The 19220-nt window shown below is 41.8% G+C and carries 18 protein-coding genes; 14 read left to right on the forward strand and 4 right to left on the reverse strand.

What is annotated here, in order from left to right; genetic code table 11:
- Positions 1-68: 68 nt before the first annotated feature.
- Entirely contained in the window at positions 69-2255 is a 2187-nt protein-coding gene (locus HMPREF2877_RS00005; RefSeq protein WP_070577868.1) for an LTA synthase family protein, read from the reverse strand.
- 161 nt (positions 2256-2416) lie between these two features.
- On the opposite strand from HMPREF2877_RS00005, the gene HMPREF2877_RS00010 reads away from it, so the two are divergent.
- From HMPREF2877_RS00010 to HMPREF2877_RS00065, 12 genes are all read left to right on the forward strand, one after another.
- Positions 2417-3580, forward strand: coding sequence for a class I SAM-dependent rRNA methyltransferase (locus HMPREF2877_RS00010; RefSeq protein ID WP_013990894.1), 1164 nt, complete (start codon positions 2417-2419; stop codon positions 3578-3580).
- Positions 3577-4254 (forward strand): type I 3-dehydroquinate dehydratase, encoded by a 678-nt coding sequence (gene aroD, locus HMPREF2877_RS00015; protein WP_070577871.1) that lies wholly within the window; start codon positions 3577-3579, stop codon positions 4252-4254. Before HMPREF2877_RS00010 ends, aroD begins: the two co-directional genes overlap by 4 nt.
- Positions 4244-5101 carry a shikimate dehydrogenase gene (locus tag HMPREF2877_RS00020; RefSeq protein WP_070577874.1) on the forward strand — a complete coding sequence of 286 codons (858 nt, stop codon included), beginning with the start codon at positions 4244-4246 and terminating at the stop codon, positions 5099-5101. The genes aroD and HMPREF2877_RS00020 overlap by 11 nt, the downstream gene beginning before the upstream one ends.
- A gap of 12 nt (positions 5102-5113) precedes the next feature.
- Positions 5114-6181, forward strand: coding sequence for a 3-dehydroquinate synthase (gene aroB / locus HMPREF2877_RS00025; protein ID WP_013990891.1), 1068 nt, complete (start codon positions 5114-5116; stop codon positions 6179-6181).
- The gene (aroC, locus tag HMPREF2877_RS00030; RefSeq protein ID WP_003094323.1) at positions 6182-7348 is read left to right on the forward strand and encodes a chorismate synthase; all 1167 of its coding nucleotides are present in this window, start codon (positions 6182-6184) and stop codon (positions 7346-7348) included.
- Positions 7349-7377: 29 nt separating this feature from the next.
- Positions 7378-8484, forward strand: a complete 1107-nt coding sequence (locus tag HMPREF2877_RS00035) for a prephenate dehydrogenase (protein ID WP_013990889.1) — start codon at positions 7378-7380, stop codon at positions 8482-8484.
- 9 nt (positions 8485-8493) lie between these two features.
- Positions 8494-8832 (forward strand): YlbF/YmcA family competence regulator, encoded by a 339-nt coding sequence (locus HMPREF2877_RS00040; RefSeq protein ID WP_002890462.1) that lies wholly within the window; start codon positions 8494-8496, stop codon positions 8830-8832.
- Positions 8833-8921: 89 nt separating this feature from the next.
- Positions 8922-9872 carry an L-lactate dehydrogenase gene (locus tag HMPREF2877_RS00045; RefSeq protein WP_045771867.1) on the forward strand — a complete coding sequence of 317 codons (951 nt, stop codon included), beginning with the start codon at positions 8922-8924 and terminating at the stop codon, positions 9870-9872.
- 80 nt (positions 9873-9952) lie between these two features.
- Positions 9953-11236, forward strand: a complete 1284-nt coding sequence (gene aroA, locus HMPREF2877_RS00050; protein ID WP_003093644.1) for a 3-phosphoshikimate 1-carboxyvinyltransferase — start codon at positions 9953-9955, stop codon at positions 11234-11236.
- Positions 11229-11720, forward strand: a complete 492-nt coding sequence (locus HMPREF2877_RS00055; protein WP_014633387.1) for a shikimate kinase — start codon at positions 11229-11231, stop codon at positions 11718-11720. Before aroA ends, HMPREF2877_RS00055 begins: the two co-directional genes overlap by 8 nt.
- The gene (gene pheA, locus HMPREF2877_RS00060) at positions 11711-12535 is read left to right on the forward strand and encodes a prephenate dehydratase (RefSeq protein ID WP_002890467.1); all 825 of its coding nucleotides are present in this window, start codon (positions 11711-11713) and stop codon (positions 12533-12535) included. Before HMPREF2877_RS00055 ends, pheA begins: the two co-directional genes overlap by 10 nt.
- Positions 12536-12546: 11 nt before the next feature.
- Complete coding sequence (locus HMPREF2877_RS00065) at positions 12547-13968, forward strand: LCP family protein (RefSeq protein ID WP_070577877.1); 1422 nt, start codon at positions 12547-12549, stop codon at positions 13966-13968.
- Between the two features lie 14 nt (positions 13969-13982).
- Here HMPREF2877_RS00065 and HMPREF2877_RS00070 read toward each other — a convergent pair whose 3' ends face one another.
- Genes HMPREF2877_RS00070 through HMPREF2877_RS00080 form a run of 3 tightly spaced genes read right to left on the reverse strand, consistent with a single transcriptional unit; the run spans position 13983 to position 16590 of the window.
- Positions 13983-14921, reverse strand: a complete 939-nt coding sequence (locus HMPREF2877_RS00070; protein ID WP_070577880.1) for an SLAC1 family transporter — start codon at positions 14919-14921, stop codon at positions 13983-13985.
- 16 nt (positions 14922-14937) lie between these two features.
- The gene (locus HMPREF2877_RS00075) at positions 14938-16002 is read right to left on the reverse strand and encodes an acyl-CoA dehydrogenase family protein (RefSeq protein ID WP_070577885.1); all 1065 of its coding nucleotides are present in this window, start codon (positions 16000-16002) and stop codon (positions 14938-14940) included.
- Between the two features lie 39 nt (positions 16003-16041).
- On the reverse strand, positions 16042-16590 hold the full coding sequence (locus tag HMPREF2877_RS00080) for a carboxymuconolactone decarboxylase family protein (protein WP_002885920.1): 549 nt from the start codon (positions 16588-16590) through the stop codon (positions 16042-16044).
- Between the two features lie 213 nt (positions 16591-16803).
- Here HMPREF2877_RS00080 and rlmD point away from each other — a divergent pair, with 213 nt between their 5' ends.
- Entirely contained in the window at positions 16804-18438 is a 1635-nt protein-coding gene (gene rlmD, locus HMPREF2877_RS00085) for a 23S rRNA (uracil(1939)-C(5))-methyltransferase RlmD (RefSeq protein WP_070577888.1), read from the forward strand.
- 150 nt (positions 18439-18588) lie between these two features.
- A complete protein-coding gene (locus HMPREF2877_RS00090) occupies positions 18589-19209 on the forward strand; it encodes a class I SAM-dependent methyltransferase (protein ID WP_002890480.1) in 621 nt (206 codons plus the stop codon).
- Positions 19210-19220: the final 11 nt, after the last annotated feature.

A 19220-nucleotide genomic window follows, 5' to 3' on the forward strand; every position in this document is an offset into this window, starting at 1 on the left:
GAAAGTATGCACTTAATTTGACAATTCAAGATCTAAAAAAGCAGTCCATATTGGACTGCCTTTAGGGGTTATTGTTGTTCCGTTGAAGAGCTGCTTGGCTCGGATTCACCCGAACTTGAGCTAGAGCTTGATTCGGATTCAGCAGGATGTAGCTCCTTGTAAGATGGGGTCTTGAATAGATCAGCTGTTGATTTATTGCCTTTTTGCTTGTAGAGGCTAGTTGATTTATCTTTCAGCTTTTTGTTGATCTGTTTCAGTTGATCCATCTGTTTAGTGTAGGAAATTTTGCTAGAATCAACAGGTTTCAAACCATTTGGTGTATAGAAACGAAGGAGGTCACCTGTTTGAACGGCGTCACTCATTGAAAGCTGAGTGGCTACTGCCTTACGAATGGCTTCGTTATCCTTTTTAGTCGTTTCATCAGGGTTGGTAATTTCTTCCCCTGTTTGAGTATTATAGAGTCGACCAGAATAGCTAGTGTATTGAGGAGTAACATATTGACCTGAGGTTCTAAATGCGACAATTTGCTTGTTATCAGGAGATAGGAGGTCTTGTCCCATCTGGATATATGAGCTAGTGTCAACACCAAGAATGTGAAGAAGAGTTGGAAGGGCATCGACCTCACCGCCAAAGGTGTTAGAGATGCCACCACCAGTATATCCTGGAATATGAATCATGTAAGGAACACGTTGAAGCATGGCCTTATCATAGTTTGACCAAGTTTCAGGGTTCTTACCGAGAAGTTCAGCAAGATTGCTGCTTCGTGTATCTGAGATACCATAGTGGTCACCGTACATGACAATAATTGAGTTGTCGTAAAGACCAGTTTCCTTAAGGTAATCAAAGAAGTCTTTGATTGCTGAGTCAAGATAGTTAGCTGTTGCAAAATATCCGTTGACTGTTTCGTCTTTTGTTTCAGCGAGTGGGAAACCTTGTTCCTTTTCATCGCCTGAGAGTGAAGTGTATGGGTAGTGGTTAGATACTGTAAGGTATTTAACGTAGAAAGGTTGTTGCATTTGTTCCAGATATTTGATGGAATCTGGGAACATGTACTTGTCATTTAGACCATACTGGAAGGAGTTTTCATCAGTTTTTTCAGTGAAGGCTGATGAGTCAAAGAAGTAATTATAACCCCATTGTTTATAGGTATTATTACGATTCCAGAAGGATCCAGTGTTTCCGTGGAAAACAGCTGACGTATAGTCACCTGTTTGAGCTAGGATAGATGGTGCCGCATAGGCTGTATTGGTACCACCATAGTTTACCATGTATGATCCTGTACTTAGTCCAAAGAGAGATGTTTCCATCAAGGTTTCAGCATCAGAAGTTTTCCCTGATTTAACTTGGTGGAAAAAGTTTGAAAAGGCTAGCGTCTCGTTTGAGTGGTAGATGGAATTGATGAATGGAGTAACCTCATAGTCTTTACCGTCTACTTGGAGCTTGTAGTCTATGAGGAACTGTTGAAAGCTTTCCAAGTGAATAACAATGACGTTTCTTCCTTTAGCAATGCCATAATACTTAGGATCAGGTGCTGCGTAATGCTCTTTAACGTAAGCTTCAACCTTTTTCATATCCTCAGCTGTTGCAGATGAACGAGCCTGTGAGGCCTGATAAGTTAAGTTACCAGAATAGGCTGTGAAGAAGGGAAGTCCCATAGCACGAACAATATAGTTATTTGAGAAACCACGTGTCAACAACTCGCCACGGTTAACTTCCGCTAAGAAGAGGTTAACTGAGAGAAGGAGTGTCGACAGTGCAGTGACGGCAAAACTAGCTCGTTTGTTAAATGGCTTGCTGTCCATCTTAAGCTTCTTCCTGAAACCAGCATAGATGAAGAAAGGTACATCAATCAGGTAGAAGAGATAGCTTGGCTCAAGAAGGTTCTTGGCGGAGTCTCCTAGTCCTGCTGCTGAACTAGAACTTGCTAGTATGGTATTTACAGTGATGAAGTCTGTAAACTCTCCAAAGTAAATCACATTAGCAATAAGTAAGAGGTTGAGGATGACATAGATAGCAATGGTAATACTATAAAAGAAACGTCGTTTCTTGAAGTATAGTCCTAAACCTAGAAGCATTAATCCTAGTGGAATAGGGTTAATCAGCGAAAGCATAACCTGATATCTGCTTTCCAACTCAAGATTAATGTTGACGTAATAAGCGAATATGGTTTTTAGCCAGTAAAAGAAGAGTAACAAGAGGATAAATCCAAGTCTTGATGAAACTCCTTTCCAAAAGGCTTCATTAATTTTTTTCAAAGTAATACTTCCTTTGATTCTATATTATCTTAATCATTATACCAAATAAGATAATGACTCTCAAAAATTTACTGCCATTGAGTGTGATATTCCTTGACATATAATTGATAAAATCTAGTTACGAAACAGAAATAATAGCATTTTTTTGGTATAATAGTAACATGAGTATATTGACGGTAAGTCCCTTTGCGGAGAAAAAAATCAAACAAGGAAAACAGCTTCTTTTAGCGGAAGATTTTCCAAATATAACTGAAAATAATCAGTTGGTTTACCTTTATAGCCAGTCCAAAGATTTTTTAGGAACGGGCTATTTGTCAAGTCAAAATAAGGGGATAGGATGGTTTCTGTCCCCTAATAAAGAAAAATTGACAGTGACTTATTTTCAAGGACTTTTTGAAAGGGCTAAGGCCAAACGTCAATCCTATTATGATAATGAGTTGACGACAGCTTTTCGTCTTTTCAACCAGGATGGTGACGATTTTGGTGGTCTCACTATTGATCTATATGGCGATTACGCCCTCTTTTCATGGTACAATGCCTTTGTTTATTCCTTGAAGGATGTTATTGTAGAGGCTTTCCAAGCGGTCTTTCCTGAGGTTTTGGGAGGCTATGAGAAAATTCGCTTCAAGGGTCTTGATTTCGAATCAGACCATCTTTTTGGGCAAGAGGCGGCCGATACCTTCACCATTTTAGAAAATGGGGTAACTTATGAAGTTTTCCTCAATGATGGGCTAATGACGGGGATTTTCCTTGATCAGCATGAAGTGCGTGATGGTTTAGTTAATGGCCTAGCTTTGGGTAAATCAGTTCTGAATATGTTCTCCTATACGGCAGCTTTTTCAGTTGCTGCGGCTATGGGGGGAGCGGTTGAAACGACATCGGTTGATTTGGCTAAGCGTTCACGTGAATTATCGACGGCTCATTTTGAAGCTAATGGTTTCAGTATGGGCAATCATCGCTTGGTCGTGATGGATGTCTTTGATTATTTCAAATATGCAAAGAAAAAAGGCTTATCTTATGACCTTATCGTCATTGATCCGCCAAGCTTTGCTCGAAATAAGAAACGCACCTTCTCAGCAAATAAGGATTACCACAAGTTAATTGCACAGAGTCTTGATATTTTATCAGAGCATGGGACAATCATTGCAAGTACCAATGCTGCTAATATGACCGTGCAACAGTTTAAAAAACAACTGCGTAAGGGCTTGGGAGATGTTTCAGCGGACTTCGTTAACCTGCAACAATTACCAGCGGATTTTACCGTCAATCCTAATGATCCAACATCAAATTATTTGAAAGTATACACAATAAAGGTAAATAAATGAAAATTGTAGTTCCGATTATGCCAACTAGTTTAGAGGAGGCACAAGAGCTTGAACTGTCTCGTTTTGAGGGGGCAGACATTATAGAATGGCGTGCAGATTTTTTAGATAAGGATAGTATCTTAACGGTTGCTCCAGCTATTTTCGAGAAATTCGCAGGCTTTGAGATTGTCTTTACCATCCGTACGACGCGTGAGGGTGGCAAGCTTGAGTTAACGGATGCGGAATACGTCGCACTAATTAAGGATGTAGCTGCTATCTATTCGCCAGATTATATTGATTTTGAGTATTTCACACGTAAGGCTGTCTTTGACCAAATGCTCGAATTTTCAAACTTGGTTTTGTCTTATCATAACTTTGAGGAGACACCTGAAAACCTTATGGCACTTTTATCTGAGATGGCAAACTTGACACCAAGAGTGGTAAAGGTGGCGGTTATGCCTAAGCATGAGCAGGATGTTATTGACCTTATGAACTTCACACGTGGTTTCAAGGCCTATAATCCTGAACAAGAGTTTGCAACTATATCAATGGGTAAACTTGGTCGTATGTCACGTCTTGCTGGCGACTTGATGGGTTCATCATGGACCTTTGCTAGTCTTGATAATGCCAGTGCTCCAGGACAAATTAGTCTAGCAGATATGCGTAGAATTAGGGAGATTTTAGATGCAGATTGATGGACACACACGCCTAGCAGCTGTTGTCGCCAATCCCATCAAGCACTCTATTTCGCCATTTATTCATAATTCGGCCTTCGAAAAGACACAAGTTAATGGTGTTTATGTGGCCTGGGAGATTCCAGAATCAGACCTAGCCGAGACAGTTGAAAATATTAGACGTTACAACATGTTCGGTATCAACTTGTCGATGCCATATAAGGAAGCAGTCATTCCTTTTTTGGATGAGATTAGTCCTGCAGCTCAACTGATTGGTGCTGTCAATACAGTTGTTAATCGTGATGGTCATTTGATTGGTCATAATACGGACGGTTTTGGTTTCTTTGCTAGTCTAAAGAACTTTAGCCCTAGAGACGCTCATCTGATGATTTTGGGTGCTGGTGGTGCCGCTAAAGCTATTGTGACGCAGGCAGTTCTTGATGATGCAAAAAAAGTCAGTGTCTACGTTCGCCCTCAGTCATTGGATAAGGCAAAAGAAAGTTTTAAGTCCTTACTTGAACAGGCAACTTGCCAATTGGAGTTTCATGCTTTAAATGATTTTGAGTATTTTCAAGAGGAACTAGGCCAGGCTGATTTATTGGTGAATGCGACGAGTGTTGGGATGGATGGCGAATCCTTGCCCATTCCTACAGACACAAAATTTCCTAAGGGACTCTTGGTTGCTGATATCATTTATCAGCCTTTTGAAACACCTTTCTTGGCCTTGGCTAGAAAACAGGGAATCGAGGCTGTAAATGGACTTGGCATGTTGCTTCATCAAGCAGCAGGTGCCTTTAAATTGTGGACCGGCAAGGACATGCCAACAGACGCCATTTGGCAGGAATTAGAAAATATTTACAATAGCTAGGAGGGGACGACTATGAAACTAGAGGTAAATTTAACACATAACCCTTATGACATTATTATTGAAAAAGGAGCCCTTAAGACCGTCGGTCAATGGGTGAAGTCACTTTGGGAACCACAAAAGATTGCACTTATCACGGACAATCATGTGGGGGCTCTATATGCAGAAAAAGTTAAGCTTAGCTTGGAGCACGAAGGTTTTGAGGTAGTCGTTTTTGATTTCCTAGAAGGTGAAGCAAGTAAAAATCTTAAAACTGTTAATAAGGCTTATGAGTTTTTGATTAAGAATGGCATGACTCGTAGTGATGGCATTCTTGCTCTTGGTGGTGGCGTTGTTGGTGATTTGGCAGGCTTTGTCGCTTCGACCTATATGCGTGGCATTCACTTCGTTCAGGTTCCAACTAGTCTAACTGCCCAAGTGGATTCATCTATTGGTGGTAAGACAGGTGTGAACACACCATTTGCTAAAAATATCGTGGGAACTTTCGCTCAGCCTGATGGTGTCTTGATTGACCCTAATGTCCTTGAGACACTTGGTAAACGTGAATTGATTGAGGGTATGGGTGAGGTTGTCAAATACGGTTTGATTGATGATCCTGAGCTTTGGCACTTGCTTGAAAGCATTGATGGTTCAGTTCACAGTATCCTAGAAAATTCAGAAACTATCATTTATCGTTCATGTAACGTTAAGCGTAAAATTGTGGTTGAAGACGAGTTCGAAGGTGGCGTCCGTATGTATCTAAACTTTGGTCATACGATTGGGCATGCCGTTGAACAAACAGCTGGTTACGGTAAAGTCATGCACGGTGAAGCGGTGGCTATCGGAATGGTTCAGATTTCACGAGTTGCTGAGGAAAAAGGCCTCATGCCTAAGGGGATCACACGTCAAATTGCTGAGATGTGTGTCAAATTTGGCTTGCCAGTAGACTATGAGCCATGGCGTGTTGAGGAGCTTTATACAGCTCTCACACATGACAAAAAAGCCCGTGGTAATAGCATTAAGACGGTTATCGTTCCAGAGATTGGTAAGGCAGCTATCAATCAAATTCCTTTAGTTGAAATGAAAGAGTACTTGGAGAAATAAATGAGATATTTAACAGCAGGTGAGTCTCACGGCCCACGTTTAACAGCAATTATCGAAGGTGTTCCAGCAGGTCTTCCCTTGACGGCTGAAGATATCAATGGCGATTTGAAACGTCGTCAAGGTGGCTATGGTCGTGGTGGCCGTATGAAAATTGAGTCTGATAAGGTTGAAATCACTTCTGGTGTTCGTCATGGGAAAACAACAGGGGCTCCAATCACCCTTCATGTTATCAATAAGGACCATCAAAAATGGTTGGATATCATGGCTGTGGAAGATATTGAGGACCGTTTGAAAACCAAACGTAAAATCACTCACCCACGTCCAGGACATGCTGACTTGGTTGGTGGAATGAAGTACCGTTTCGATGACTTGCGTAATTCATTGGAACGTTCTAGTGCGCGTGAGACAACTATGCGTGTGGCAGTAGGTGCTGTCGCTAAACGTATCTTGGCTGAGCTTGATATTGAAATTGCTAACCATGTTGTTGTCTTTGGTGGTAAGGAAATTGATGTGCCTGAGAATTTGACAGTCGCTCAAATCAAGGAATTGGCTCAACAATCAGAGATTTCAGTTGTTAACCAAGAACGTGAACAAGAAATTAAAGATTACATTGACCAAATCAAAAAAGAGGGAGACACAATCGGTGGTGTCGTTGAAACTGTTGTTGGCGGCGTCCCTGTTGGTCTTGGTTCTTATGTCCAATGGGATACCAAACTTGATGCTAAGATTGCTCAAGCTGTTGTATCCATCAATGCCTTCAAGGGTGTAGAATTTGGACTTGGTTTCAAGGATGGCTACCTCAAGGGCTCTCAAGTAATGGACGAGATTCTCTGGAATGAAGAGGACGGCTATACACGTCGCACTAACAACCTTGGTGGTTTTGAAGGTGGTATGACCAACGGGCAACCGATTGTGGTCCGTGGGGTTATGAAACCTATTCCAACCCTATACAAGCCATTGATGTCAGTAGATATCGAAACACATGAACCATACAAGGCAACAGTCGAGCGTTCAGATCCAACGGCCTTGCCTGCAGCGGGTGTCGTTATGGAATCCGTAGTCGCTACAGTCGTAGCCAATGAAATCTTGGACAAATTCTCTTCTGACAACATGGAAGAATTGAAAGAAGCGGTAGCACGTCACCGTGACTATGTGAAAAACTTTTAAGCAGCATCAGACAATAGATGGGAGTAGTAATGAGTAAGAAAACTATTTATATCGCAGGATTGGGCTTGATTGGTGGCTCCTTGGCCTTAGGGATTCAAAGGGACCACCCTGATTATGAGATTCTTGGATATAATCGCTCTGACTATTCTCGAAATATTGCACTTGAGCGTGGCATCGTTGACCGTGCAACAAGTGATTTCAAAGAATTTGCTCCCCTCGCGGATGTTATTGTCCTTGCAGTGCCAATTAAGCAAACGGTGGCCTACTTGAAGGAGTTGGCTGACCTGGATCTCAAAGATGATGTCATCATCACAGACGCAGGGTCTACTAAGTTGGATATCGTTGAGGCAGCTGAACGTTACCTAACTGGTAAAAATGTTCAGTTTGTGGGTTCTCACCCTATGGCTGGTTCCCATAAATCAGGGGCTATTGCAGCTGACGTGACACTTTTCGAAAATGCCTATTATATTTTCACACCGACGAGTCTAACAAGAGAGACAACTATCCCTGAACTTAAGGACATCTTGTCAGGGCTTAAGTCACGATTTGTGGAGATTGATGCGGCTGAACATGACCGTGTAACCAGTCAAATCAGTCATTTTCCACATCTTTTGGCTTCTGGTCTTATGGAGCAAGCTGCTGACTACGCGCAGGCTCACGAGATGACCAATCACTTTGCGGCTGGGGGCTTCCGAGATATGACCCGTATTGCAGAAAGTGAACCTGGCATGTGGGCTTCCATTCTCATGACCAATGGGCCAGCTGTTTTGGATCGTATTGAAGATTTCAAAAAACGTTTGGACCATGTGGCCGACTTGATTAAGGCTGAAGATGAGAATGCCATTTGGGAGTTCTTTGACAACGGTCGTAAGAAACGTAAAGAGATGGAAATTCACAAAAAGGGTGGCGTGGAAAGTGCCTTCGATATTTTCGTGGATGTGCCTGACCGAGAAGACGTTATCCTTAGCATTATGGAATTGCTACGAGGAACGTCTTTGGTTAACCTTCGTATTAATGAGGAAAATCGTGAGGATATTCACGGTATCCTCCAAATTACTTTTAAAAATGAAAAAGATCGTACACATGCTAAGACTGTTATTGAAGCCAATACGGATTATCATGTGGTGATCGCCTAGGAGAATAAAATGACAAATATTTATGATTTAGCAAATGAGTTGGAACGTGGCATTCGTGCCCTTCCTGAGTACAAAACTTTGGTAGAGAAAAAAGAAGCAATCGCAGCTGATGCTGAAGCTAGCGCTCTTTTCAAAGAGTTTACTGATTTCCAAGAGGATTTCTATGCTAAAATGCAAGCTGGTACAATGCCAACTGCAGAAGAACAAGCAGCTGTTCAAGAATTAGGTCAAAAAGTAGAAGCTAATGCACTTTTGAAAGAATACTTGGCTGCACAACAAGGTTTGTCTGTTTATTTGAATGATATTGAACGTATCATCTTCAAACCTTTGCAAGAATTGAATAGTTAATCAAAGAGGGTGTGTCAATTGACAGGCCCTTTTCTGCATTCAAAAGAGATTGTCTAAGGAAGAAGCTAGAAATATTAAGGAGGAAAATGATGAGTCGTAAGATTGGAATTATTGGTATGGGAAATGTTGGAGCTGCAGTAGCTCATGGAGCAATTGCTCAAGGCTTGGCTGATAGTTATGTCTTTATAGATATCAATGAGAAGAAGGCCGAGGCAGATGCCCAAGATTTTAAGGATGCTATGGCAAATCTACCTAGCTATGCAAACATTGTTGTCAATGATTATGCAGCACTTGAAGATGCTGATGTGATTATTTCATCTCTTGGAAACATTCAGTTACAGCATAATGCTGGTGAGGACCGCTTTGCTGAATTTCCATTTACTCGAGAAGCCGTTTATCAGGTTTCTCAGGAACTTAAAAAATTGGATTTTAAAGGCATACTCTTGGTTATCTCGAATCCTGTAGATGCTGTATCAGCCCTCTATCAGGAATTCACAGGCTGGCCAAGAGAACGTGTGATTGGGACAGGGACTCTACTCGATACTGCGAGAATGAAGGCGGCGGTAGGAGATGATTTATCAGTCAATCCAAAATCAGTATCTGGCTACAATCTTGGCGAACATGGGAATTCCCAATTTACTGCCTGGAGTCAAGTCAAGGTTAAAGGGCAAGACATTACAGAATTGACCAGCGAAGAAGAACGTCAAAATCTCTTTATGGCTTCCATGAAGGGTGGTCATAAGGTTTTTTATGGTAAGGGCTATACTTCATACGGTATTGCCAGTGCTGCTCTTCGTTTGGTGACTATTATCCTTTCGGATGCTCAAGAAGAAGTGGCAGTATCAAGCTATCAAGAAGCCTATCAAACCTATCTTGGCTATCCAGTTATTTTAGGACGTCAAGGGGTGGCTGCTCCCGTTCACTTGTCTTTGTCTGCTGAGGAAAATCGTCTTTTGGAGGAGTCTGCTAACTTGATTCGGAACCGTGTTCAAGAAGCAGTTGCCTTTCTAAGAGAAAAGTATGGCAATACAAGCGAGTGAATATTTTGACAATTCAGTCTATGGTTAGGCTTTCAAATATGGTATAATGGGAATAACTATAAAATTTTTAGGAGTAACCTATGAAACTAGAAACCAAGGCCCAAGGTCTTCATGGCAGCTTGCGCATCCCTGGTGACAAGTCAATCAGTCACCGTTCGATTATGTTCGGAAGTCTTGCCAAAGGTGTGACAACTGTTCGTGATATTTTACGAGGTGAGGATGTCCTCTCAACTATGCAGGTCTTCCGTGATTTGGGTGTGACTATCGAGGATGACGGTGATGTGGTTCGCATTCACGGTGTTGGTTTTGATGGTCTCAAGGCTCCTCAAAACAAGTTGGACATGGGGAACTCTGGAACATCGATTCGTTTGATTTCAGGTGTGCTTGCAGGTCAAGATTTTGATGTGGAAATGTTTGGAGATGATTCCCTTTCAAAACGTCCGATGGACCGTGTGACCATTCCATTGCGTCAGATGGGTGTAGAGGTTTCTGGTCAAACAGACCGTGATTTGCCACCATTGAAAATGCACGGTAGCAAGTCCCTTAAACCTATTCATTACCAATTGCCTGTGGCCTCTGCTCAGGTAAAATCTGCTCTTATTTTTGCAGCTCTTCAAGCTGATGGCGAATCTGTCATCATTGAAAAGGAAAAAACACGTAATCATACGGAAGATATGATTCAGCAGTTTGGTGGTCAGCTTCAAGTAGATGGTAAGGAAATTCGTATTTCTGGTGGCCAAAGCTTTACTGCTCAAGAAGTCGTGGTTCCAGGGGATATTTCTTCAGCGGCCTTTTGGTTGGTAGCGGGACTCGTGGTGCCTAACTCTAAGATTGTCTTGGAAAATGTCGGTATCAATGAGACGCGTACGGGTATCATTGATGTGATCAAAGATATGGGTGGTAAAATTACCCTTTCAGATATTGACCAAGTTGCCAAATCTGCGACTATTACGGTTGAAACTTCAGAACTTAAAGGAACTGAAATTGGTGGCGATATCATTCCACGTTTGATTGATGAACTTCCGATTATCACACTCTTGGCGACACAAGCCCAAGGTAAGACTGTGATTCGTGATGCTGAAGAACTTAAGGTCAAAGAGACCGACCGTATTCAGGTGGTGGCAGATGCCTTGAATGCTATGGGGGCTGATATTGTACCAACTGAGGATGGTATGATTATCACTGGTAAGACGGCTCTTCATGGGGCAGAGGTCAATACCTTTGGAGACCACCGTATTGGTATGATGACAGCTATTGCTGCCCTCTTGGTTCAAGACGGTGAGGTTGACTTGCAACGTGCGGAAGCTATCAATACAAGTTACCCAAGCTTCTTTAGTGACTTGGAAGGATTGCTCAATGGCTAAAGTTTTATTGGGCTTTATGGGAGTTGGTAAGAGTTCCGTCGCCCCATACCTGGATGGTCGTTTCGTTGATATGGATCAGGTCATCGAGGATAAAATCGGCATGTCCATTGCTGATTTTTTTGCAAAAGAAGGTGAAGTAGCCTTTCGTCAGATTGAGTCTGAGACTTTAGAAGAACTTCTCCAAGAGGGAGATGATGTCATTATCTCTACTGGAGGTGGTGTCGTTGTGACTGAGCGCAATCGTCAGCTCTTGGCCAAGAATCGTAAGCATAACGTTTGGCTCCACGCTTCTTTCGATGTGGTCTATAATCGCATTGAAAAGGATACCAAAAATCAACGCCCACTCTTTCTCAATCATTCAAAAGAGGATTTTAAGGCTATTTATGACGGTCGAATGGCACTCTATCAAGATTTAGCAGATTTGGTTGTCACAGTTGATAACCGAACGCCAGAAGAAGTAGCAAGGTTTATCAAATGTATGTAGGTTATTTGGGCCCAAGTGGGTCGTTTACACATAATGCAGCCTTAAAGGCTTTTCCTGAGGCAGAATTGGTTTCATTAGGTACCATTACTGAGGTCATTAAGTCTTATGAAGAGGGACGTGTGGATTACGCGGTCATTCCGGTGGAAAATTCCATTGAGGGCTCTGTTCATGAGAGTTTAGACTATCTCTTCCATCAGGCCGATATTCGTGCTGTGGCAGAGATTGTTCAGCCTATCAAGCAGCAGTTGATGGCGACTAAGCATCATGAGAAGATTGAGAAAATCTTCTCACACCCACAGGCCATTGCCCAAGGGAAAAAATATATTAAACAGCATTTTCCACATGCCAAGATTGAGACAACAGCAAGTACAGCCTTTGCGGCGCGTTTTGTCGCTGATAATCCAGATCAGCCTTATGCGGCAATCGCTCCTCACGCAGCTGCTAAGGAATACGGTCTACAAATATTGGCTAAGGATATCCAAGAGATTGAAAAGAATTATACCCGTTTTTGGGTGCTGGGGAACACTGTTCCTGAGATTCCGCTCAATCAGATTGATTGTAAATTAACGCTGGCCTTGACCCTGCCTGACAATATGCCAGGGGCACTTTACAAGGCCCTATCGACCTTTGCCTGGCGAGGCATTGACTTGACCAAGATTGAAAGCCGTCCGTTGAAGACGGTACTTGGCGAGTATTTCTTCATTATTGATTGTGATTATACAAAGGAAAAGTTGGCTCAGTTCGCTCTTGAAGAGCTAACTGCAGTTGGAATTGGATATAAAATCTTGGGTGCTTACCAAGTCTATGAAATTTAAAGGGAAATCTTATGACCAAATCTAACAATGGGCCGTTTACACATCATGAACGGTTACGTTACAGCTATCTTTTAAAAAATCTTGCTCACCTGAATGGACAGCAGGCTTCAGAATTCAATTATCTACAAGGAAAGTTAGATGCCTATGAAGCTGAGCGGAGGTATCAAGCGCAAAGAGAGGACTATCAAGCAGCGTGGCGCCAGCCTTATGATAATCGTTTTGACTACTATCAAGAGCGTGATTATGAGGCTGCCAATCAGCTAACGGAGGAAGGACTACCCATCTATCGAGAGGAAGTTGCTCAAAGTAAACCTAAACGTAAAAAGGTTCAAAGACAAGCGTCCCCTTCAGCAACGTCGGCTCCAAAGTCCAAGTCGCAAGTAGCCAAGAAGAAGCGACCAAAGAAAAAGAGAAGGCTCAAGAAGGTTGTCAAGCTAGTACTTAGTTGCTTGAGTCTTGGAGTTGTGTTCCTAGTGATAGCCATGGCTTATCAATTTTACAAGGGAACAGACCTTTCTGCTGCGGGTAATAATGGTAAATCCTACCAGCCTGCCATAGTTGAGACCTTTAATGGCAAGGATACCAAGGATGGGGTCAATATCCTTATTCTTGGTTCTGACCAGCGCGTTAGCCAAGAATCTACCGATGCTAGAACAGATTCCATTATGGTGGTCAATGTGGGCAATAAAGAAGGTAAGATTAAGATGGTTAGCTTTATGCGAGACACCTTGGTCAATATCAAGGGGGCCTCAGAAACCGACTATTCTCAGGACTTGAAACTCAATACGGCCTTCAATATTGGTGAGCAAAATAATCATCAAGGGGCAGAGCTCATGCGTGAGACGCTCAAACGAAACTTTGATATTGATATCAAGTACTATGCCATGGTTGACTTTGAAACCTTTGCGACAGGGGTTGATACCCTCTTCCCAAATGGTGTAGAAATCAATGCGAAGTTTGCGACCATCGATGGTAAAAAAGTATCTTCGGTTCAAGTTCCAGATGATTTGAAGATGGACAAGAACGGTCACGTGCCAAATCAAACCATTAAAGTTGGTAAGCAAGATATGGATGGCCGCACCCTTCTGAATTATGCCCGTTTCCGTAAGGATGATGAGGGAGATTATGGCCGTACCAAGCGCCAGCAACAAGTGATGCAGGCTGTCATGAAACAGCTTAAGAATCCACTTAGCCTCTTCAAAGGGCCTGAGGCTTTGGGGAAGGTTTACTCTCTAACCTCAACCAATATGAGTATGACAGACATGTTGGACTTGGGTCTTTCAAATGCCGGTAGTTTCAAAAAAGGTATTAATTCGCAAACCATTCCTTCGGATGGTGATTGGATTGACAGCTATGATTTGTATGGCGGTCAAGGAATTGAAATTGATTTTGACACTTATCAGGCAAAATTAAAAGAACTAGGATTTAGATAAGAAAAGAAGCAGGTTCACACTGAACCTGCTTCTTTTTTGGTATTAAGAGCTTGTATAAGCGCCTTGTATAAGAGTTTTAGAAAATGATAGAGCAAATAGGTCATGATAAGAAGAATAATGACGAACTCTACCTTATAAATCAATTGGGTAGCAAGATTGACTAAACCAAGACTGGTGGTAGCTGCCTTAAAAGCATTGACACTATTGACCAAGGGAAAGCTAAAAGCTGCAAAAAGTGGTATAAAGCCTTTTCTAACCAGTTTTACAAAGAGATTAAGAGCATAGAAAAAGAATACTTGTGAGAATAAAAGTAGGACAAGTAAAATGATAGTTGCAGGTCTTTGATTACTCTTGATTGAGCTGGTAATGAGAAGGGCCAGAGGTGCTGCTAAAATGGCAAGTATAGGCTGATATAGGTGAGGGATGGCTATCTGTCTCATTCTCCATAAAACAAGTGGAAAAAGGGCCAGGGTGGCTAATCCCGTTATACCCAGAATAAGTCCCTTGATGCTAGTAGGAACACTAGCCGGTACTGTCACAAGACTGATAGCAGGGCCAACGTAGACCACGAACCAGCTTGGAAAGACTTGGTTCAAAGATAGGGGGCGCATAAAACGCAGACTGAAAAAAATAATATAGGCAATATAAAGTCCAAGGAGTCCAATCCAAGTCACACTTAAGCCTGTTTGAGCTAGTGGGAGGCGGCTGCCAAAGAGAAAGGCAGCCATAAAGAAGCTAGCAAAGGCCGAAGCAATGACTGGATTTCGCAAATCTTCCCTTACTTGTTCAAATCCAAGAATCAAGCGACCTAGTATAAGTATAAAACCGATACTGGCTAGAAACCAAATGCCCTGAGCAATCAGGGCAAAGTGGCTTATTTGATTGGATAAACTAAAGAGGGCAAGAACTAGACTAGATAGGGCCAAGGGAATTTTCTTAAAAAATACCTTCATTGGTCCACCGGCCTTTCTAGCTAGCTGCAAGAATGTGACGAAGCTGCACCGCACTCGGAGATACAATTGGAAGGAAGACGCCTTCATTCCAACGACGGATAAAGCTTGATTCTGATTCTTTCAAATAGCCACGGCCACCACTAGCCTGAAGTTCGAGGAGCAGGCTGTTGGCTACGACGTCGACAATATCGATACGCAATTGGAAAAGTTCACGTGGTTTGTCAATGAAATAATCGGCATCATTAAGACCTGCAAAGAGTTGGTCTTGGATAGCAAGAAGATTTTCACGTGTAGCTTCAAATTCTTCACGAAGAACGCTACGGTTACTGTTTAGACTAGCTTCAACCTCATCAAGAGAACGTTTGGCCAAACCAAAGGCAAGACCAAATTGGAAACCAAGGAAGTTTGGACGTGTTTTGGCAATATAGTCCGTACCTTCTTTTGAAAGGATCCAATTAGGATCTAACTTAACGTGATCGAAAGTAAGAGAGGCAGTGTTAGCACCCTGAAGGGAAACAAATTCCAAATCTTCAGAACGGCTGAGGCCTTCAGCTTCAGATGGAATAGTGATAATCCAAGGTTGGCTACCGTCTTTAAAGTCAGCAGCAAAGAGAGCAGCGAATTTATCAGAACGTAGGTTAGTCACCCAAGGCAAACGACCATCAAGATAGTAGTCATCGCCTTCTTGACTGATGGTAACATTCAATTCTTCAATATCTGACAAGAATTTGACCGCATTTGACAAGCCAGTTCCACCAGCACGCTCACCGGTATACAATTCTTTCAACCATGTTTCACGAGGGTAAGCATTGTCACTCGCAAGGATATACTCGATGAAAGTACGGTGCCCCCAAGAAATAAAGGAAGCTGTCAAAGAGTGTTGTGCCAATTCATCAAGCACATCAACGACTTGAGTAGGACCACCACCTAGGCCATCAAACTTAGCAGGTACGCCGATTTTAAAGACGTCGTTTTCAGCAATTTTTTCAAGAAGCTGGTCCGCAATGGGTCCAGACTCTTGGTCAATATGGTCAGCGTTGGTATCCAACCAAGTAAGGAATTCTTTTGAAAAATGTGACATAGGCTTAGGTCCTCCTCTAGTTTATCCTTCGGTTTTGAATTAAGCGAATTCTTGAAGTTCAGGGTTAATCGGTGTTTGTGCGAGATTGTTAGCGTAGTTACACAAGCTAGCAAGGCTGACACCCAAGATAACGTCAAGGGCATTTTGAGCAGTGTAGCCAGCTTCCAAGAAGTCATTGTAGGCTTCGTCACCAACAGCACCTTTAGTATTAATCACGGCAATAGTGAATTTAGCAAGGGTATCAAGTTTTGGATCGTCTTCGATTGGTGTACGGTTACGAAGGGCTTCTAAAAGTTGAGGTGTCATTTGGATTTGCTTGATTGAAAAGGCTGTGTGACCTGCCACACAGAAAGCACATCCGTTAGTAACAGCAGCTGTAATTTGAACAACCTCACGTTCAGTTGGTGTCAATGAATTGCGACGGTTGATTTCACCGACAGTACGGTAAGTTTCAAGCGCAGTTGGCGCATTAGCAAGGAGACCAATCAAGTTTGGAATGTATCCCCCATTAGCATCTTTGACTGTTTGAAGGACGTCTTTGACTTCTTCTGGTGCAGTTTCGATTGTATGAATAGTAATATCTGGCATGATTATTCTCCTTTAGATAGAAACGACATCTAGCCAAGTTGCTGAGTCGTTTAATTTTTTGTCATGGACATATGATAGCACTGTATGACTTTTCTGAAAAATCTATATTATTTATGGCCAGCCATAAATTTAATTTATATGTGCTATAATGGAGGATAGTAAAAGGCTTTTGAAGGTATGTTTAAGCCCCATAAAAGTAAAGAAAGTTGAATTATGTTAAATAAAAACGATATTGTAGAAGTTGAAATTGTCGATTTGACACATGAAGGAGCAGGTGTTGCCAAGGTGGACGGCTTTGTCTTTTTTGTGGATAATGCCCTCCCAGGTGAAGTCATCAAGATGCGCGTGCTTAAGCTCAAGAAAAATATCGGCTTTGGAAAGGTTGAGGAGTATGTGACCCTTTCACCAAACCGCAATCAGGACATTGATGCAACCTATCTGCGTTCAGGGATTGCTGATTTTGGCCATATGACCTACGAGGAGCAGCTCAAGTTCAAGCGTAAACAAGTTGTGGACAACCTCTATAAGACAGCTGGTATCTCAGACGTAGAAGTCGCTGAAACATTGGGGATGGAGACGCCTTACGCCTACCGTAATAAGGCGCAGGTACCCGTTCGCCGTGTTAAAGGTCAGCTTGAAACAGGTTTCTATCGCAAGAATTCGCACGACTTGATTCCAATTGAAGATTTTCTCATCCAAGACAAGGAAATTGATAAACTCATTGTCTTTGTACGTGACCTTCTCCGTCGCTATGACCTTAAACCTTATGATGAGAAGGAGCAGACAGGGTTGATTCGTCACTTGGTGGTTCGTCGTGGCCATTATTCAGGTCAGATGATGTTGGTCTTTGTCACGACCAGACCAAAAGTTTTCCGTATTGATCAAATCATTGCTAAAATTACAGAAACCTTCCCAAATGTCGTTTCTATCATCCAAAACATCAACGATAAGAACACTAACGCCATCTTTGGTAAGGAGTTCCGCACACTTTATGGTCAAGACACCATTACAGATAGTATGTTGGGTAATGACTATGAGATTTCTGCCCAGTCTTTCTATCAGGTTAACACCGAGATGGCTGAAAAACTCTATCAAACAGCCATTGACTTCTCAGACCTAAACAGCGATAGCATTGTTATTGATGCCTATTCAGGTATCGGGACAATCGGTTTGTCATTCGCCAAACAGGTCAAGGAAGTCTATGGCGTTGAAGTCATTGAAACAGCCGTCGAAGATGCTAAGAAAAATGCAGAACGCAACGGCATTACTAACGCCCACTATGTGGCTGACTCAGCTGAAAATGCTATGGCCAAGTGGAGTAAGGATGGCATCAAACCAGACGTTATCATTGTGGACCCACCACGCAAGGGCTTGACAGAAAGCTTCATCAAAGCCAGTGTTGCCATGAAACCTGAAAAAATTACCTACGTCTCATGTAATCCAGCAACCATGGCGCGTGATATCAAACTCTATCAAGAATTGGGCTACGAATTGAAAAAAGTACAGCCGGTGGATCTGTTTCCTCAAACGCACCATGTTGAGACGGTAGCACTTTTGTCCAAACTCGATGTCGATAAGCATATAGACGTTGAAATTGAGCTGGATGAGCTTGATTTGACCAGTGCTGAAAGTAAGGCAACATATGCTCAAATCAAAGAATATGTTTGGAATAAATTTGAATTAAAAGTTCCGACATTATATATTGCACAGATAAAAAGGAAATGTGGAATAGAATTACGAGAACATTACAGCAAGTCTAAAAAGGAGAAACAAATTATTCCACAGTGTACACCTGAAAAAGAAGAAGCTATCATGGATGCCTTGAGACACTTCAAAATGATTGAATAGAAAAGAATGACAGCATATGACTTTCTGCATTTATGACATTCCTACTTGGTATAGGAACAGCTATTATTCCTTTCTTGCAAGGTATCAATGAGAAAATAGGCTCAATATAAAGATTGATAGGATCATTTTTATATTTAAAGGAGCGTTGAAATGATTGATAAAAGCAATAAAAAATTTTGGGATAAATTTGCTAAGCTATATGCTCCTTTCATGAAAAAAGACAAAGGAGTATATGATAAAGTTTGCGAATACATTCGTCCTCATTTGAATAAAGACATGGAGGTGCTTGAACTTGCTTGTGGCTCAGGACAATTATCGTTTAATCTTTCAAAGCATACGAAAAGTTGGATTGGCACAGATTTTTCCGAACAAATGATTAAGGAAGCTAAAAAGCGTGGGGAATACGAAAATCTTACATTTGAAACAGCCGATGCAGTAGCATTATCCTATTCGCATGAAAAATTTGATTGTGTGTTAATTGCTAATGCACTTCATATTATGCCTAAACCGGATGAGGCGATGAAAGAAATATATAGGGTGTTAAAACCTAATGGGACTTTGTTCGCCCCCACTTTTCTATGGAAAGAGGGAAAACAAAGAAAAATGATAAAAAGTTTGATGTCTATTTTAGGATTTAAGATGTATCAAGAATGGGATAAAAAGGAATTTGAAGATTTTATTAAAGAATATGGATTTTCAGTAGTTGAAATGAAATTGGCACATGGAGGTCTTGCACCGATTGGTGTGATGATTGCTCAAAAAGTGGCTTAACAGATTCTATT

This window comes from Streptococcus sp. HMSC072D03, from assembly GCF_001812855.1.
Classification (GTDB): Bacteria; Bacillota; Bacilli; order Lactobacillales; family Streptococcaceae; genus Streptococcus; species Streptococcus salivarius_D.

Bases quoted from the DNA above. Each gene is read 5' to 3' on its own strand.
- HMPREF2877_RS00010 (WP_013990894.1), top strand. From the start codon at position 2,417: ATGAGTATATTGACGGTAAGTCCCTTTGCGGAGAAAAAAATCAAACAA.
- aroD (WP_070577871.1), top strand. From the start codon at position 3,577: ATGAAAATTGTAGTTCCGATTATGCCAACTAGTTTAGAGGAGGCACAA.
- HMPREF2877_RS00020 (WP_070577874.1), top strand. From the start codon at position 4,244: ATGCAGATTGATGGACACACACGCCTAGCAGCTGTTGTCGCCAATCCC.
- aroB (WP_013990891.1), top strand. From the start codon at position 5,114: ATGAAACTAGAGGTAAATTTAACACATAACCCTTATGACATTATTATT.
- aroC (WP_003094323.1), top strand. From the start codon at position 6,182: ATGAGATATTTAACAGCAGGTGAGTCTCACGGCCCACGTTTAACAGCA.
- HMPREF2877_RS00035 (WP_013990889.1), top strand. From the start codon at position 7,378: ATGAGTAAGAAAACTATTTATATCGCAGGATTGGGCTTGATTGGTGGC.
- HMPREF2877_RS00040 (WP_002890462.1), top strand. From the start codon at position 8,494: ATGACAAATATTTATGATTTAGCAAATGAGTTGGAACGTGGCATTCGT.
- HMPREF2877_RS00045 (WP_045771867.1), top strand. From the start codon at position 8,922: ATGAGTCGTAAGATTGGAATTATTGGTATGGGAAATGTTGGAGCTGCA.
- aroA (WP_003093644.1), top strand. From the start codon at position 9,953: ATGAAACTAGAAACCAAGGCCCAAGGTCTTCATGGCAGCTTGCGCATC.
- HMPREF2877_RS00055 (WP_014633387.1), top strand. From the start codon at position 11,229: ATGGCTAAAGTTTTATTGGGCTTTATGGGAGTTGGTAAGAGTTCCGTC.
- pheA (WP_002890467.1), top strand. From the start codon at position 11,711: ATGTATGTAGGTTATTTGGGCCCAAGTGGGTCGTTTACACATAATGCA.
- HMPREF2877_RS00065 (WP_070577877.1), top strand. From the start codon at position 12,547: ATGACCAAATCTAACAATGGGCCGTTTACACATCATGAACGGTTACGT.
- HMPREF2877_RS00070 (WP_070577880.1), bottom strand. From the start codon at position 14,921: ATGAAGGTATTTTTTAAGAAAATTCCCTTGGCCCTATCTAGTCTAGTT.
- HMPREF2877_RS00075 (WP_070577885.1), bottom strand. From the start codon at position 16,002: ATGTCACATTTTTCAAAAGAATTCCTTACTTGGTTGGATACCAACGCT.
- HMPREF2877_RS00080 (WP_002885920.1), bottom strand. From the start codon at position 16,590: ATGCCAGATATTACTATTCATACAATCGAAACTGCACCAGAAGAAGTC.
- rlmD (WP_070577888.1), top strand. From the start codon at position 16,804: ATGTTAAATAAAAACGATATTGTAGAAGTTGAAATTGTCGATTTGACA.
- HMPREF2877_RS00090 (WP_002890480.1), top strand. From the start codon at position 18,589: ATGATTGATAAAAGCAATAAAAAATTTTGGGATAAATTTGCTAAGCTA.